This is a genomic window from Candidatus Avedoeria danica, assembly GCA_016703025.1.
GTDB classification, from domain to species: Bacteria; Chloroflexota; Anaerolineae; order Epilineales; family Epilineaceae; genus Avedoeria; species Avedoeria danica.
On record JADJCV010000004.1, the window covers coordinates 593,011 to 608,764 of the forward strand.

11 protein-coding genes and 1 tRNA gene are annotated in these 15,754 nt (G+C 70.7%); 3 read left to right on the top strand and 9 right to left on the bottom strand.

The features are described from left to right. Nucleotides 1–36: 36 nt before the first annotated feature. Both IPG72_05690 and IPG72_05695 read right to left on the bottom strand, forming a co-directional pair. Nucleotides 37–127: transfer RNA gene (locus IPG72_05690), tRNA-Ser, on the bottom strand. Nucleotides 128–207: 80 nt separating this feature from the next. Further along, nucleotides 208–951: an amino acid ABC transporter ATP-binding protein gene (locus IPG72_05695; protein MBK6768514.1), complete on the bottom strand. Its 744-nt coding sequence runs from the start codon at nucleotides 949–951 to the stop codon at nucleotides 208–210. 191 nt (nucleotides 952–1,142) lie between these two features. Here IPG72_05695 and IPG72_05700 point away from each other — a divergent pair, with 191 nt between their 5' ends. Genes IPG72_05700 through IPG72_05710 form a run of 3 tightly spaced genes read left to right on the top strand, consistent with a single transcriptional unit; the run spans nucleotide 1,143 to nucleotide 3,936 of the window. Continuing rightward, complete coding sequence (locus IPG72_05700; GenBank protein MBK6768515.1) at nucleotides 1,143–1,742, top strand: Gmad2 immunoglobulin-like domain-containing protein; 600 nt, start codon at nucleotides 1,143–1,145, stop codon at nucleotides 1,740–1,742. Between the two features lie 13 nt (nucleotides 1,743–1,755). After that, on the top strand, nucleotides 1,756–2,664 hold the full coding sequence (locus tag IPG72_05705; GenBank protein MBK6768516.1) for a methylase: 909 nt from the start codon (nucleotides 1,756–1,758) through the stop codon (nucleotides 2,662–2,664). A gap of 42 nt (nucleotides 2,665–2,706) precedes the next feature. Further along, nucleotides 2,707–3,936 (top strand): amidohydrolase, encoded by a 1,230-nt coding sequence (locus IPG72_05710; GenBank protein ID MBK6768517.1) that lies wholly within the window; start codon nucleotides 2,707–2,709, stop codon nucleotides 3,934–3,936. 102 nt (nucleotides 3,937–4,038) lie between these two features. Here the strand turns inward: IPG72_05710 and IPG72_05715 are convergent, their stop codons facing one another. From IPG72_05715 to IPG72_05745, 7 genes are all read right to left on the bottom strand, one after another. Then, nucleotides 4,039–4,395 (bottom strand): hypothetical protein, encoded by a 357-nt coding sequence (locus IPG72_05715; GenBank protein MBK6768518.1) that lies wholly within the window; start codon nucleotides 4,393–4,395, stop codon nucleotides 4,039–4,041. A 377-nt stretch (nucleotides 4,396–4,772) separates the two neighbouring features. After that, a complete protein-coding gene (locus tag IPG72_05720) occupies nucleotides 4,773–5,168 on the bottom strand; it encodes a hypothetical protein (protein ID MBK6768519.1) in 396 nt (131 codons plus the stop codon). Between the two features lie 23 nt (nucleotides 5,169–5,191). Further along, the gene (locus tag IPG72_05725; GenBank protein MBK6768520.1) at nucleotides 5,192–5,494 is read right to left on the bottom strand and encodes a type II toxin-antitoxin system prevent-host-death family antitoxin; all 303 of its coding nucleotides are present in this window, start codon (nucleotides 5,492–5,494) and stop codon (nucleotides 5,192–5,194) included. Nucleotides 5,495–5,588: 94 nt separating this feature from the next. Beyond that, on the bottom strand, nucleotides 5,589–10,175 hold the full coding sequence (locus tag IPG72_05730; protein MBK6768521.1) for a hypothetical protein: 4,587 nt from the start codon (nucleotides 10,173–10,175) through the stop codon (nucleotides 5,589–5,591). A gap of 26 nt (nucleotides 10,176–10,201) precedes the next feature. Next, complete coding sequence (locus tag IPG72_05735) at nucleotides 10,202–12,355, bottom strand: 4Fe-4S dicluster domain-containing protein (protein ID MBK6768522.1); 2,154 nt, start codon at nucleotides 12,353–12,355, stop codon at nucleotides 10,202–10,204. Further along, nucleotides 12,352–14,022 carry an NADH-quinone oxidoreductase subunit N gene (locus tag IPG72_05740; protein ID MBK6768523.1) on the bottom strand — a complete coding sequence of 557 codons (1,671 nt, stop codon included), beginning with the start codon at nucleotides 14,020–14,022 and terminating at the stop codon, nucleotides 12,352–12,354. The genes IPG72_05735 and IPG72_05740 overlap by 4 nt, the downstream gene beginning before the upstream one ends. Beyond that, nucleotides 14,019–15,674 (bottom strand): hypothetical protein, encoded by a 1,656-nt coding sequence (locus IPG72_05745; protein MBK6768524.1) that lies wholly within the window; start codon nucleotides 15,672–15,674, stop codon nucleotides 14,019–14,021. Before IPG72_05745 ends, IPG72_05740 begins: the two co-directional genes overlap by 4 nt. Nucleotides 15,675–15,754: the final 80 nt, after the last annotated feature.

Below are 15,754 nucleotides of genomic sequence, written 5' to 3' on the forward strand. Positions count from 1 at the left end.
CCCGCGGTGCACAAGCACCGCGGGCGTCGTCGTTTCTGGCGGAGGGGGTGGGATTCGAACCCACGACGGGCTCACACCCGTACGCGTTTTCGAGACGCGCGCACTAGGCCAACTATGCGACCCCTCCCGAACGAGGGGCGAGGATAGCACGGGCCGCGGTGCGGCGCCAAGCGTCGTGCAGGCACCGTCGCTCGCCCGCATGTGCGGCTACAGGATCTGCTCCAGGAACTGCCGCGTCCGCTCGCTCTTCGGCGCGGTGAAGAACGTCGCGGGGTCCGCTTCCTCGACGATCTGGCCGGCGTCCAGCAGGATGACACGGTGCGCGACGGCGCGCGCAAATCCGACCTCGTGCGTCACGACGACCATCGTCATGCCGCCCTTGGCCAGGGCCTGCATGACCTCGAGGACTTCTTTGATCATCTCGGGGTCGAGGGCGCTCGTCGGTTCGTCGAAGAGCATGACTTTGGGCGACATCGCCAGCGCGCGGGCGATCGCCACGCGCTGTTGCTGGCCGCCGGACAGCTGGCCGGGGTACTTGTCGGCCTGCTCCGGAATGTGGACCTCCTCGAGCCGGCGCATGCCGAGCGCCTTGGCGGCGTCGGCGGCCAGCCCGAGGACGTGCAACGGCGCCAGCGTGACGTTCTCGAGCGCCGTCAGGTGCGGGAAGAGGTTGAACTGCTGGAACACCATGCCGACCTCACGCCGCACGCGCTCGACTGCCCGCGTGTCGCGCGTCAGCCGCGTCCCGTCGATGATCACGTCGCCGCTGTCGTGCGGCTCGAGCCGGTTGAGCGTGCGCAGGAGCGTGCTCTTGCCGGACCCGGACGGCCCGAGGATGCAGACGACCTCGCCCCGCGCGATCTGCAGGTCGATCCCGCGCAGCACGTGGAATTTGCCGTACCACTTGTGCACGTCGCGGACGATGATGATCGGGTCGGGGGGGGCGGTCATGGGCTCGGTCACGGGCACGCTCACGGTTGTTCTCATGCGGCGGCCGGGGATCGGCCGGTCGGGCGGCACAGTGTAGTCGGACGGGTGAGGAGCGCGCAACGGCGAACGTCCGACACGATTGGCCGCCGCCGCCCGCACCGGACTACCATGCGTGGCATGCCAATCGGCTGCCTTGCTCCGAGGAATGGACCATGCACGCGATCCCGCAGCCTCGTCGCCCGCGCCGCTGGGCGACGGTCATGCTCGTCTCGGCCGTTTGCGCCGCCTGTACGCCGACCGCCGCCGTGACCACGCCGGCCGACCCACCCACCGCCGGGCAGCCCGACCTGCCGACCGGCGTGCCGGCGACCGCGGCGATGGAGCCGACCGCCACCGCGGCGGCCATCGAACCGACCGCCACCGCCGACGGCGCCGCGGGCACGGCGGTCGCCCCGACGAGCGTCGACGCGTGCAGCGATCCGCAGACGCAGGCGCTGGGCACCGGTTGGAACTTCGTCATCGCCACTGCGCCGCTGGCCGGCGAGCACGTCCAGACGGGCTTCCTCCTGCGCGGCTGCGGGGACGTCTTCGAGGCCTCGTTCGGCTGGCGATTGCGGGACGCTTCGGGCGGCATCCTGGTGGAGGACTTTGCGATGATGACGTGCGGCACGGGCTGCGTCGGCACGTTCGACGTGCCGGTGGCCTATCCGCCGGTCGCCGATCCGTCGCTCGCCAGCCTCGAGGTCTATACGACGAGCATGAACGACGGCGCCGAGATGATCCGCGGGATCATCCCGGTCATCCTGCACTAGCACGACGACGCCGATGATCGTGCGAGCGGCGCCGGCCCACGTGACGCGCGGCAAGACGGCCGCCAATCGGCTGCGGCGGATCGACGTCTTCACGGCGCGCTACGATCCGTGGCTCCTGCGCCGATCGGACGGGCCGTGGGCGGATGCCTGGGTCGTCGACCTCGGCTACGGCGAGACGCCGGCGACGACGCTCGAAGCGGCGGCCAGGCTGCGGCGGCTGAACCCGCGGCTGCGCTTCCTGGGCGTCGAGATCGACCGGGCGCGCGTCGCGGCGGCGCTGCCGTGGAGCGACGATCGCACCGCGTTCCGCCACGGCGGCTTCGCGCTGCCGCTGCGGACGGTCGACGGCCGGCGCGAGACCGTGCGCTTGATCCGGGCGATGAACGTGCTGCGCCAGTACGACGCGGCCGAGGTCGCCGGCGCGCATCGGACGCTGCTCGACCACGTGCTGCCCGGCGGCATCGTCCTCGAGGGCACGTCGGACCCGACGGGGCGGCTCTGGACGGCGAACGTGCTGCGGCGGCCGGCGGACGGGGCGCGATCACTCGATGGGGCGCGGTCGTCGGCGTCCGATTCACCTCGTATCGCCACAGGCAACGACGTCCACACCCACGCCGCCCCCGCCGCCGAGGCCGTCGTCTTCGGCACGAACTGGGCGGACGGCTTCGACCCGCGGCGCTTCAAGGCCGTGCTGCCCAAGGACCACATCCACCGCGTCGTCCCAGGCGAGCCGATCCACGCGTTCCTGGCGGCGTGGGAGCATGCCTGGCGCACCGCCCTGGCCGGCGGCGACGCGTTCGGCCCCCGCTGGCTGTTCCGCGCCGCGGCCGACGGCCTGCGCGCCGACGGCTTCGACGTCGATGGCCGGCGGGCGTGGCTGGACCGGGGCATCCTGATCTGGCGCCGAACATGGGCATCGTGAGCGGGTGCCGAGCGTGAGCGGCGCGCCGTGACCGAGTCGACGATGCCTTCGATCGCCGACGTGCGCGCCCGCGTCGCCGCCGTGCTGCCCGAGCTGATCGCGCTCCGCCGCGACCTGCATGCGCACCCGGAGCTTGGCTACGCCGAGCACCGGACGAGCGCCGTCGTCCGCGATCGGCTCGACGCGCTCGACGTCCCGTATCGCGCCGGACTTGCGGGCGGCACGGGCGTCGCAGCCTTCCTGCCGGCAACGACCGCCGACGGCGCGCTCCGTCCGCCGATCGCGCTGCGCGCCGACATGGACGCGCTGCCGATCGACGAAGCGACGGGCGTGCGCTACACATCGACCGCGCCGGGCGTCATGCACGCCTGCGGGCACGACGGCCACACCGCGATCCTGCTCGGCGCCGCCCAGGTGCTCGCCGGTCTGGCCGAGCGGCCGAACCCGGTGATCCTCATGTTCCAGCCGGCGGAGGAAGGCGGCGCCGGCGGCAAGCGGATGGTCGACGAAGGGGCGCTGGCCGATCCGGACGGTGTGCCGGCTGCGGCCGTGTACGGCCTCCACGGCTGGCCCGACGTCCCGGTCGGGCACGTCGCCGTTCGCAAAGGGCCGCTCATGGCGGCATGCAATCGGTTCGACGTCGTGCTGACGGGGCGCGGCGGGCACGCGGCGCAGCCGGAGCGGACGGCGGACCCGGTGTTGGCGGCGGCACACGTGATCGTCGCGCTGCAGTCCATCGTCAGCCGCAACGTCACGCCGGGCGACGCGGCCGTCGTCACGGTGGCCTCCGTCCATGCCGGCTCGGCGTTCAACCTCGTCCCGGCGACGGCGACGCTGTCGGGGACGATCCGCGCGTTCGACGACGGCGTGTCCGCGCTGCTCACGCGGCGGATCGACGAGGTCGCCCGCGGCGTCGCCGCCGCGCTCGGCTGCGCGGCGGACGTCCGGTGGGACATCGGCTTCCCGGCGACGGTGAACGACGTCGGCGCGACGGACCGCGTCGTCGCCGCGGCCACGGCCGCGCTCGGCGCCGATCGCGTCGACGCGGCGTTCCCGCCGACGATGACGGCCGAGGATTTCGCCTACTACGGCCAGCAGGCGCCGGCGTGCTTCTTCTTCCTCGGCGTGCGCGATCCGGCGGCCGCTCGCTGGCCGCAGCTCCACCAGGCGGACTACGACTTCAACGACGACGCGATCGCGGTCGGCGTTGAGTTGATGGTGCGGCTGGCGTTGGCGGATGCGCCGGCGATGGGGGACACGACGCTGCGCTGAAACGGTTCAGTGCCCACCCCGCCCCCAGAATTGGGGGCGGGGTCGGTTCGCGAAGCGAACCGGGGGAGGGGGCCTCCGCCAATTCGCGCTTGCGCCCGCCGATCAGTTGGCCTTGGAGAGCTTCACGTCCGTCATCGAGAGGTAGAACGTCGCCTCGCTGACGGTCAGCGTGCCGGCCAGCATGACGTTGCAGAACGTGTCCGCGCAGTCCGTGGCGATGAAGTCCTTGGCCGCCTGATCGAGCAGGGCGCCGTCGAAGAAGACGTCCACCGGCAGGCCGTCCGCGGTCTTCACGTCCTCACCGGCGTCGTCGACGACGCGGCAGGCATAGTGGCCGTCGGAGCCCGGGGTGTTCATCAGGTTGCACTTGGTGAGTAGGACGGTCTTGCCGGACAGGGACAGCGCCTGGTCGACGAAGGCCTGGCCGCCCACCGTCGTCACGGCGCCGCCCTCGGTCATGCCGGACGTCGGGAGCGTGGGCAGGACCGCGGGCGCCGCTGTGGGAAGGCCGGACGAGCCGCCGGCGCGGACATCGCGGTCGGCATGGCCGTCGGGCCGGACGCGGCGCGGCCGCAGGCGGTGAGAGTGAGGGGCAGGGCGAGGGCGATGAACAGCATCGCGAAGCGGTTCATGGGCGGTCCTTTCGGGATCGGGAGGGAGGGCGCCGATCGGATGTCGACGCGGTGGCAGGGGATTGTAACGGCGATCGGGGCGGAGTCGCACGGAAGTGGCGGTGGGCGTTGCGCGGATCGGCCGTTGGGGCGCGGGGCTTTCAGGCTGGATCGTGATCGTTTTCAGGCTGGAGGTTGGGGGGATTCAGGCTGGAATCCGTCCGGTCATACGATCACGACCAACCCCTCCCGCCGTGCCGCTTCCTTCAGCCGCTCGTCGAGACTGACGAACGGTGCCGTTTCAGGTCGGCCGTCCACAAGGGCGATGGCGGCCGCCAGTTGAAGCGCATCGGCGGCGCGCAGGACGTGCGTGCGCAACAGACGCCGGGCGAGGGGACGGATGGCGGCCACAGGTTGCACCTCGAGCCACGTCGCTGCGAGGGTGTCGAGTTCCCTGAACAGCACGGTCGAATCGGACGACGTGAGCGAACCGGCATGCTCGCGCCGAGCAATCACCGAAGCGGTTTCCACTCGCGTCGTCCACCAGACCACGATGTTCGGGTCGACGTCGATCAGCGCACGCATCGCCGTGCTGGTAGGTTCGCCGACCAACAGGGGCACGATTGCCGACGTGTCCCAAAACCTCACCGGTCTTCGTGCCGATCTTCAAGAAACGCCTGAAGCACGCTCGTACCGTCGACCGTGGTCACGAGTGGCCAAGTCAACAGGGTCCTGTCGGCGGGGCGCGTGGGCAGTCGAACCAGACCGATGGCGGCCAGCCGATTGACCCGCTCGGCGTCGTCTGCCGACAGGTCCCCGACAACGGCTGGCTCGATGCGCGCAATCGGACGGCCACGGTGCAGGATGAGCACCGTCTCGCCTTCGGCCACGCGGCGCAGGAGTTCGCTCAGGCGGGCTTTCACGTCGGTCACGTTGGTGGTGATCATGTGACCATTATGGTCAGTGCGGCATGACCGGGTCAACCTGGCGTTCGCGACGATTCCGCCGGACGGCGGGGACGCGTCACCAGCAGCAGGCGTGCTAGCGGCGGGGACGGAATGCCACGGGCAGCCAGAGGTTCGTCTTTGGCCTGAAGCGGGTCAGGACTTCAACGCCGATTCGGTCGTCGTGCGCGAAGTACACGACATCGCCCAGCGCAGCCATTCGTCCGTCCGGAGGCACGCTCAACCGCCCGACAACCCGCGGCGTGATCCGATCATCGACGCGAACGACCCAAATCACCCCGTCCAGATAGGCGTACACCCACCCATCCGTGGCGTGCAACGTCTTGAACTCCTCCTCGAGGCGCAGGTGTGCGCGCACTTCCGGTCGCTCGGGCACGGCGAAATCGATGAACACGATGTCCCGACCGCCGCCGTAGACCGCAGTCGTGCCGCTCGTGCCTGCCGGCCTTAGGCCCTCCGGCACGCCTGCGAGCGGGCCGATCGGGCGCGGCGAGAACGGCTCGGTGATGTCGACCTGATAGGGTGGCGTCGACCCGATCAGGAGTCGACGCCCAGCAACGAGCAGCGGACCCATGACGGGCATATGGTGCATGCCCACCAGACGCGTCCGCCCCGGGGTGGACACATCGAGGACCGACAGGCGACCGTCGCTCCCGAGTGCGTAGACTGCCGGGCGGACGACGGCGAGGGCGTGGACATACGGCCCGCCGGGCGGCGGAGGGCAGCGGCCGTTCCCCATGCACCACTTGGCAGTCGGGGCCATACGGTGGCCCTGTGAGACGTCCCACACCGTGACGCCTCCATCCTCCGTGTTCATGGCCAGGATCCCATCGGCGCCGGCCAGCAGCGGAGTGATCGTGTAGTCCGCGTTCCCCAGCGGAGCCGGATGCGCCGCGTCGGACAGGTCGTACATCCACCGCAGATGCTCGATCCGATCGTAGTTGTCCACGATGAGTTGCCGGCCCACGACGTTGAGCTTCTTGATCTCACCGCTCTTCCAGCCGCGCCAGCGCCGCGTGGCGCCGAGATCGGCATCAGCGGCGCCGCCGACGAGGGACAGGACCTGGCCTTCGGAGCCGTGGCTGCTCACGGCCGCCACATGGTCCCGCAGCCCATGCATTTCGACGTTCTCGGCGATGACCGTGATCGGCGCCAAGGGCACGGGCGCTCCCGGCGTGCGAACGTCCAGGCGGGTGATCCAACCGGTTGGTCGCGTGACGTAGACGATGTCGCCGAAGCGGTACAGCCAGTGGTACCACCCCGGATGGCCCACGGGCACGTCGTCCGTGATGTCGACGACGCCGATCTGGCGCGGCGGATCCGCGGCGAGATCGATTAGCCGGAGGCGCAGCGTGGCCTCGGGCCCTTCGCGCTGCTCGTTCTCGAACGTGTAGGCGATCGTCCCGCGGGCGACGAAGGGAGCACGCCATGTCCACGTGAACTCGCCCGCGAGCCGCGGAGCGCTCGGCACGGTGAGGTCGACCTTGAGCCAGGTGTCGGCGGCCGTATGGACATAGAGGTGGCTGCCGCCGTTCACGACGACGTTCGGCTCGGCAGAGCCCGGCAGCACGGCGGAACCGAGCGGCGCGAGCGTCTCCGGATCGCGTAGCATCAGCTCGACTCTCGGCTCGGGCGCCGCGAACTTGTTCATGATGACGAGGCCGGGATCTGTCACGTGCGGCCCTTCGGCCGGAATGCCGGTGTCCCGCAGGCCGATCGTGCCGCCCGCGTCGTACAGGTCGGCAAGCTTCCCTTCGTGCTGGATCAGGGTCCGGGTCGGAAGATGAAAGATCGAGTAGATGAAGCTGGCCACCGTTTCCTCGGCTCGCCACGTCGCCCTCAGCTTGCCTGCCCCGTCGTCGGCGAGGCGGTACGTGTAGCCGCTGGAAGCCACGTAGAACGTCCCGTCCACCTCGAACACCTTCACCGGCTTCGGGTAGCGGGTCTCGACCTCGCCGTCGGGCCAGCCCTCGCCCGCCGGCAACACACGATACGGCTCGTCGCCGGTCCGACAGACAAACGCCCCCTCATTGCGCTGCGAGTAGGTGAGCTCGCCGCCGGGCGTGGGCATCCACGGCACGAAGCACGTGGTACCGCCGCCGTAGGCCACGAACGCCGACGGCGCAGCCTTCGTGCTGACAACCTCAAGCCCAGCGCCGTCGACCTGGCGCAGCCGGAAGAGCTCGTGGCCGATCATATCGCCGTTGCTGGCTTTCATCTCCGTCAGCACGAGCACGTCGTCGGCCGGGCCCTCGAACGCCGACCATACGATCTGCGTGTAGTCCGGCGCGTCGTCGGCGCGGTGCCATCGCCCGCGCTCCGTCGGAGAGGGCATCGCCGTGAAGTCCCAGACGATGACGTCGTTGCGATCTTGGAGCAGCAACGAGGAACGGCCCAGGCTGACGGGGGCCAATGGCAAGGGCGCGCTCAGCGTCGGGACGAGCGATCCGGGTACCCGGGTCTCGAAGACCTCGAGCGTCCTCGATCCGCCCGGTGCCTCGACGTCCGCTCCCACGCGTCCAGCGGATGCGATCAGGGCGCGGATCGTGCCCGACGGGCGCGCTTCGGCCATGCGTCGGACGTGTCCGTCGACGATGACGTACTTCGTCACGATGCCGATAGGCTGACCCTCCGGGTTCAGCCCGAGGTAAAAGTCGTTCCCATCTGTCGCGACGAGCATGCCGGACACCGGGTGGTGTTCGACGAAACGCGGACCCCCCGGTGCGGCAAGGTCGATGAAGCGAACGACACCGTCGCAGACGATGGCGGCCGCCGATCCGGAAACGAACAGCCCAGTCCAATTGGGAAGCGGTGACGCCAGCAATAGGGTCCCAAGGTGGCGCGGTTCGCCGTCGCCGAGCTCGAACGCATCGAACCGCCCCTCCTGCAGCCGAACCACATGGTCGCCGTCCACGGCCAGCCGCATGCGCCGTCGTCGGGCGCCCGAGGCGATCAGGTCGACGATGTCGGCCTGCAAGCTCGGCCCGGTCGCGGTGTAGGCGGTCGGCACCGGCACCATGCTCGGCGCCGGAACGCTCCAGGGCGTGTCGGACGCCGACGGCGTTCGGGTCGAGGGTCTGGTGGGCGGTTCCACGGTCTCAGTCGGCGATTCGGTCGGCGTTTCCGTCGGCGTCGGCACCGGCGTCACGGCGCGCACGACCCGTGGAGAAAGCGGTGACCGATCGTCGCCCATGCGACGCCGTGCATCGACTGCGCGAAACACGGCGCCGTCCGCCGGAAACGCCGCGTTGCGCTCGTAGGCGGCTGCGTGCAGCGGACCATCGCCGTCGATCCACACGCTGCCGTCGAATCCTTCCGGCACTGCGGGCATCTCCGCCAGGTCGAACCGCACCGCGCTGTCGCCCGACAGCGCGAACGCACACGCAGCCCCGCACGGTGAGATCGTCCCGTCCGCGTTGCGCAGCGTCAGCGCGGCGTTCATGGCGGCCGGCCCCGGGTTGAGCACATGGAACTCGGTGGTCCGACGTGTCGGACCGACAGCGCGCCGCGCCGGGAGCACCGCGTGCGCAACGGCCTCCGCGAGCGGCTGCGGCGCGTACAGGCCGATCGATCGCACCACGCCGTGCTGCTCGTTCACGAGCGCGGTCACGATCACATCGCCTGTCGCGTCGAAGCGCCCGCTGCCGGCGCAACGCCCCGGCAACGGATATGCGCTGAACAGGGCCGCACCCCGGGCCGGAATCTCGGAGGGCGGGTTCACCTGCCGGACGCCGCGGCAGTCCTCGGTGAGTCCCTGCAGGGTCTGGGTCACCTGAACCGTCGTGTTGCCCGGATTCACGACGTACGTGAACGACTCGATGGGCATCGACACGCGGTCCGACCAGCTCCAATACACGAGAGGAACGTGCCAGCGCCGGGCTGCGGAGGCGGCTGGAACGGCTTCGACGCTTGCGCTGATCATGCTGCCGCCGGTCTGCGCGAGGGTCCCTTGCACGGCCAACGGTACGGACGACCGCACGCGCGCCCAGCCACGGGTACCATCGCCCACAGCGACGCCTTCCGCGGGTGACGCGATGTCGATCGTCCGCACGGCGCCGGGCGCCAGCGCGAGCCGGGTCGTCACGACCGGGGCGCCGGGATCGCGGTCCATGTACCACTCGATGGCGATGTCGTCCGCCGCCTTGCTTCCGGGATTGAAGAGCGTCACCAGCCCACTCTGGTCGATGTAGCTGCGCACCCAGTAGCCCAGGACCAGATCCGACGACGCCGCCTCGACGGCATTGGCGGCGGCAACGCCCCACCTTGGCCCGTCCTCATACGTGACCAGTCCGAGTCGGCCGCCGCTCCAACGCACCGTCGCGGCATGCCGGCCGCCGCCGACCGCCGGCTCCGCGCCGAGGCTGCGCCGCGTGCTCGCGAACGGTGCCAGGCCGGGCCAGGTCAAGGCCTGCGTCAATGCACCGTCCTCACGGACGAGATCGATGGTGACGTTGGCACCGCGATCTGGATCCAAGTTGGCCAGCCAGAGGGTACTCGTCGCATCATCGACGCTGGACTGCGACGTACGGGCGTCAGATGCGGCGGTTGTCGTGGACGGCGCTGTGTCCGACCAGTCGTGAACGGTCAGCGACAGGGCGGCGAGGCCCAGTGCGGCGACGCGGGCGCGGCGAGGCATCCATCGTCCGATCGGTCGAACGGTCATCGAATGCTCCTCCGGTCGGTGGCTCGTCAGTCGCCCGGTACCCGCCCCTTCCCCAACGCCTCCGCCAACACCTCCGCCACGTCCATCACCTTCACGCCGTCCGCCGACTCGCCCACCCCCCCGCGCGCGCTGTCGAGCATCGTCAGGCAGAACGGGCACGCGACGGCCACGCGGTCGGCGCCGCTGGCGACGATCTCCTCGAGGCGGATGACGTTCACGCCCTTCTGCGCATACCCCTCGAACCACATCTGCCCGCCGCCGCCGCCGCAGCACAGCCCACTCTCCTTGGACCGCGGCAGCTCGACGATGTCGACGCCCGCGGCGGCCAGCGAGGCGCGCGGGGCGTCATATTCGCCGTTGTAGCGGCCGAGGTAGCAGCTGTCGTGGAAGGCGACGCTCTGACGGACGGCCTCGGGGATCTGCAGTCGACCGTCGTTCAGCAACTCCTCGAGCAGCTGCGAGTGGTGGATGACCTCGAAGTCGCCGTCGAACTGCGGGAACTCGTTCTTGATCGTGTTGAAGCAGTGCGGGCAGTGGCAGACGACGCGGTCGAAGGTGTACTTCTTCATGTTCAGGACGTTCGCGTTCGTCGCCGTTTGGTAGAGGTACTCCTCGCCGAGGCGCCGCGCGCTCTCGCACGTGCAGCTCTCTTCGGCCATGATCGCGAACTTGAGCCCTGCGGCGTGCATGAGCTGCGCCAGGCTCTGGGCGATTCGTTGGTTCCGCTTGTCGTAACTGCCCGAGCACCCGACCCAGTAGAGCGCGTCGTAATGCTCGCCCGGCTGGGCGATCGGCACCGGCACGCCGGCGCCTTGGGTCCACTTCGTGCGGTCCTCGGGCGAGTAGCCCCACGGGTTGCCGGCCGTGCTCATGTTCTTGGCCGTAACGGACGTCGTGCCCGGCAGCGCGCCTTCGGAGAGCGTCAGGTAGCGGCGCATGTCGATGAGGTCGTCGACGATCTCGATCTCGGCCGGGCAGACCTCGACGCACGCCATGCACGTCGTGCAGCTGAAGAGGACGTCGGGCGCGATGAGCTGGCCCTCGCCGACGACGATCGGCGCCTCGCCCGCGGGCATCGCCGGCGCGTCGAGCTCGGCGCGCAGCGCGTCGCCCAGCGTCAGGATCACGTTCTTCGGGTTCAGCGGCGTCCCGGCCAGAAAGGCCGGGCAGACCGTCTCGCACCGCCCGCACCGCACGCACGCATCGAACCCCAGGCGCTGCTTCCACGTGAACTCGCCCAGCTTGCCGACCCCGAAGAACTCGGCCGTCTCGAGGTCGATCGGCTGGAGCGCGGCGCCGGCGGCGATGCCGATGCCGATCGGCCGCATGACAAGGTTCGCCGACGTCGAAAAGATGTGGACGGCGTTCGAGAAGGGCAGGAGGGCGATGAAGCCGAGCGAGATCACGGCGTGGCCGAGCCACAGCCACAGGTGCAGCGACGTCGCGAGCCCGACGGACTCCCCGCCGAGGCCGAGCGCCAGGAAGCCCTTGGACAGCGCGTAGCCGCCCCACGACCAGACGCCGTGCGGCACCGGCGCGAACGCCAGGCGCAAGCCCTCGACAAGGAAGCCCGTCACGTCGATGAGGAGGAGGCTCCAGATCACGAAGTCCCACTGCGCCAGGACGTGGTGCGGCTTGGCGACGTACCGCCGCCACATCGCGATGCCCAGCCCGATGAGGAGCGCCACGCCGGCGGCGTCGAGGACGGCTTCGTAGACCAGGTAGAACGGGCCGTGCAGGAAGCGCAGCGGCGAAAGCTCGACGCCCGCGCCGTTCGGATCGACGAAGTTCGCCAGCCCGGGGACCTTGCTCAGCACGAGCGGCAGGTCGAAGTCGATCGTCGCCAGCACCGTGCCGATGAACAGGAGAGAGAAGCCGTAGAAGATCCCGCTGTGGAAGATCGCCGGCAGCGTCCGGCGCACCGTTCGACGCTGGCCGATCACGTGGGTCATGAACGTGCCCAGCCGCGCCCGCCAGTCGCCCGAGTTGCGCTTCGGCGCCGGTTGGCCGGCGCGCCACAAGCGGTAGTGGCGCCAGATGCCGTAGGCAAAGATCCCGATCGCGACCGCGCTGCCGAGGTAGAGGAACGTTTCGGCCCACGGCGGCACGTTGCAGAACGTCGGCCGGAGCGGGCCGTGCGGCTGGAGGCAGACGCTCTCGACGTTGCTCCACGGGTTCATGGCGCCGTCCCCGCGGGCGTCGAGGTGACCGACGGAGTGGCAGTGCCGAGCTCAGGCGGCAGACCCGCCGGTGCGTCCGGCCGCCGCTGGTCGAACGCGTCGGCGGCGCGCGCGACGCGCACGATGCCGCCGCTGACGAGCGCCGCCACGAGTCCGAGTACCGCCACCGTCAGCGCAAAGCTCGCCCCGCTGCCGACCTCGGGCACGGTGTCGCCGTCGGACACGGTGTTGCCCTTGGGCTCGACCATGTACATCCAGCCGATCGGCCGCAGGTAGTAGAACGCCGAAAGCGCCGTGTTCAACACGAGCACGACCGCCAGCCACGTCCAGCCGCCGTCGACGGCCGACTGGAAGATCATCCACTTGCCGAGGAATCCGGCCATCGGCGGCAGACCGACGAGCGACATCAAACAGATCGTCATCGTCGCGGCCAGCCAGGGCTGGGTGCGGCCGAGGCCCGCCAGGTCCGCCAGCGTCGTCGCGTCGCGCGGACCAGGGGCAGGGCGATCGGCGGCCGGGCCGCCGCGTCCGGGATCGTCGTCCGCGCCACCGCTGCCCTGCCCGTCGAGCAGCGCCAGCACGCCGAACGCACCGAGCTTGGCCAGACCGTACGCCAGCAGGTAGTACAGCGCCGCCGCCACGCCGCCCGTCGTCGCCGCCACGAGCGCGACGAGGACGTAGCCCGCCTGGGCGATCGCGCTGAACGCGAGCATCCGCTTGACGTCCGCCTGGACGATCGCCGCCAGATTGCCGACGACCATCGTGACGACGGCCAGCGCGGCCACCGCCGGCAGCCACGTCGCGGAGAGGCCGCCGAACGCCGTCCAGAGCACACGGATCAGCGCCACCGTCGCCGCCGTCTTCGTGGCGGCCGCCATGAAGCCGGTGATCGGCGTCGGCGCGCCCTGGTAGACATCGGGCGCCCATTGGTGGAACGGCACGAGCGCCATCTTGAAGCCAAGGCCGACGAGGAGGAGCGTGAGGCCCGCCAGTCCGACGCTCAGCTGGCCCGCGCTTCCACCGCCGTCAGGGTCGGCCAGTACCTGTCCGATCCGCGCCAGCTCGGTGCTGCCCGTCGCGCCGTACACGAGCGCGGTGCCGTACAGCAGGAAGCCGGCGGCCAACGAGCCGAGAACGAAGTACTTCAGCGCCGCTTCGTAGCCGGCGCGGTCGCCGGACCGGAAGGCGCACAGGACGTACAGCGCGATCGAGAACGCCTCGACGCCGAGGAAGATCATGATCAGGTCGGCTGCGGCGCCCAGCAGCAGCATGCCGGCGGCGGCGAACAGGACGACGGCCGTGTACTCGGCCTGACGCAGCCCGCGCCGCGCCACGTACGCCCCGCCCACCAGCACCGTGAACGCGGCCGCGACGAGGATGAGCAAGCCGCCGAACGCCGCCAGCGCGTCCTGTCGCACGAGCGCGGTGGCCGGCCCGCTGACCGCCGAAGCCGCGCCGCGGTAGATGGCCGACCCGTCGCCGCCTGAGCGCAACGAGAGCGTTTCAAGGAACGCCGCCCCACCAAGCCCGACGAGCGCGATGCCGTCGATCAGCCGTGCGTTCGTCCGGCGCCAGAGCGCTTCGACGAGCACGATCACGAGCGCGGCCATCACGACGGCCAGCGCCGGCAGCGCGACGAGCAGCTCGGGCAGGCTGGCAGGCGTCATGGCGGTCCGATCCGTCCTGTGGGGCGTGGCGCGGCGGCGGCGATTCTAACATTGCGCCCCGAGCGCGGCCAGTCCGCCCAGGGCGAACGCATGCGGCCGACGCCAGGGGCCGAGGCCCCCGGCGTCGCCTCCCGACGCACCTCGACGAGCACGCTCTCCGCCCCGACGGCCACCCGAAACCGCCCATCCCGCTGCCCCAGTTGCCGCACCGCGCAGCACCTGCCGGCGCTCAGCATCTCCATCGGCAACGTCGTGACCGTGGCCGTCTCGCCCGGCGCGGCCGGCAGGTCGAGCGTGCGGGACCGGCCGTCGGGGCTCCAGGCGATCACATGGCGGTCGAGGGCGCGCGGCACCTGGAAGGCCAACGCGACGATGTCGTCGTCGCGCAGGACGGAACCGCGGCCGTTCGTGAAGCGCCGGACCGTCGGCAGCGCGTACAGGGCCGGCTTGGGGGAGCGATCCGCGCGGATCAGGCCGCGTTGCCAGAACCCCGGCACCTGGCCCGGGAAGTCGCCCCAGGCGTACCAATAGACGCGTTCGACGTCGCCGGCGGCGAGGACGCGCGGCAGGAGCTGCGTGAGGTACGTCACCTGGCGGGCATCCAGCGCGTTGCTGCCCTCGTTCGTGCCGCGGTTCGTCTCCGTGATCCAGATCGGGACGCCGACGCCGTGCCGGCGGAGCGTGGCGCGGAAGCGATAGAACAGGTCGGGGCCGAGCGGCTCGGTCGGGAAGGCGGCCTGGACATCGGGGAACCAGTGGTAGCCGGCATAGTCGATGAAGCTGCCGCCGCCCAGCTCGAGGAACCGGTCGAGGAAGTCCATGTGGAACCGCTCCTCGACGTCGGCATACGCCAGGTTGCCGAACGTCACGCGCGTGCCGGGCGCGGCGCGCTTGACCTCTTCGTGGGCCACCCGCAGGAAATCGACGTACTCCGCCACGCGGTTGCCCCAGCAGCCGCCGGTCTGCGCCGCCGGCTCGTCGCCGCCCCAGTCCGGCGGCCGCTTCCGGTCGTCCGCCGTCACGGTCGTCTTGCCGTCGATCTCGTTGCCGATCTCCCAGGCGGCGATCCGATAGGGCGCCGCGCGGTAGCGCTCCGCCGCGGCGCGCACGAACGACCGCCACTCGTCGGCCATCTCCGGCGTGGTGTAGCCGAAGCCGCAGCCGTAGACCATCGCCCACTTCGGGTAGGCGACGATGCTCACGACGACGTCCCGCCCGTCAGCCGAGTACGCTGCCAGCCGGTCGTCGTAGCGCGACCAGTCGAACCGATCGGGCGTCGTGTTCGTCGGTTCGACGTCCCGCCAGTACAGGTTCGTGCGCAGGCTGCCGATGCCGGCCGCGGCGAGGCGGGGCAGGTCGACGGACACGTCGAGGGCGTGCTCGGCGGCGTCGAACTCCATGCTGAACTGCGTGCCCCAGCCGCGCGGCGGTCCGGGCGCCCAGGCGTCGTTCCGGGCGGCGAACGGCAGAAAGGCCCTGTGCCGCTCCGGCGACGCCGGCATCGGTCCGTCCTCGGCACGCACGGCGCGCAGCCCGGGCACTCGGTCGTCGTCTCCGAACGAGGCGGCGACGACGGCGGCGGCAACGCCGGCGGCAACAAAGGTCGTGAAGGGGGTGGTGAACACGGTGCGGGCCAAGCCGGCGCGGGCCATCGGCGACTCCGGATCTGGGGGGCGGCGATGCGATCAGCCGTTGGGACACGGCATCGCCGCCCGGCGTTCCGCCGGCGCCG

Excerpts from the sequence above, each read along its gene's own strand:
- IPG72_05695 (MBK6768514.1), bottom strand. The coding sequence starts at position 951 with ATGACCGCCCCCCCCGACCCGATCATCATCGTCCGCGACGTGCACAAG.
- IPG72_05700 (MBK6768515.1), top strand. The coding sequence starts at position 1,143 with ATGCACGCGATCCCGCAGCCTCGTCGCCCGCGCCGCTGGGCGACGGTC.
- IPG72_05705 (MBK6768516.1), top strand. The coding sequence starts at position 1,756 with ATGATCGTGCGAGCGGCGCCGGCCCACGTGACGCGCGGCAAGACGGCC.
- IPG72_05710 (MBK6768517.1), top strand. The coding sequence starts at position 2,707 with ATGCCTTCGATCGCCGACGTGCGCGCCCGCGTCGCCGCCGTGCTGCCC.
- IPG72_05715 (MBK6768518.1), bottom strand. The coding sequence starts at position 4,395 with ATGACCGAGGGCGGCGCCGTGACGACGGTGGGCGGCCAGGCCTTCGTC.
- IPG72_05725 (MBK6768520.1), bottom strand. The coding sequence starts at position 5,494 with ATGATCACCACCAACGTGACCGACGTGAAAGCCCGCCTGAGCGAACTC.
- IPG72_05730 (MBK6768521.1), bottom strand. The coding sequence starts at position 10,175 with ATGACCGTTCGACCGATCGGACGATGGATGCCTCGCCGCGCCCGCGTC.
- IPG72_05735 (MBK6768522.1), bottom strand. The coding sequence starts at position 12,355 with ATGAACCCGTGGAGCAACGTCGAGAGCGTCTGCCTCCAGCCGCACGGC.
- IPG72_05740 (MBK6768523.1), bottom strand. The coding sequence starts at position 14,022 with ATGACGCCTGCCAGCCTGCCCGAGCTGCTCGTCGCGCTGCCGGCGCTG.
- IPG72_05745 (MBK6768524.1), bottom strand. The coding sequence starts at position 15,674 with ATGGCCCGCGCCGGCTTGGCCCGCACCGTGTTCACCACCCCCTTCACG.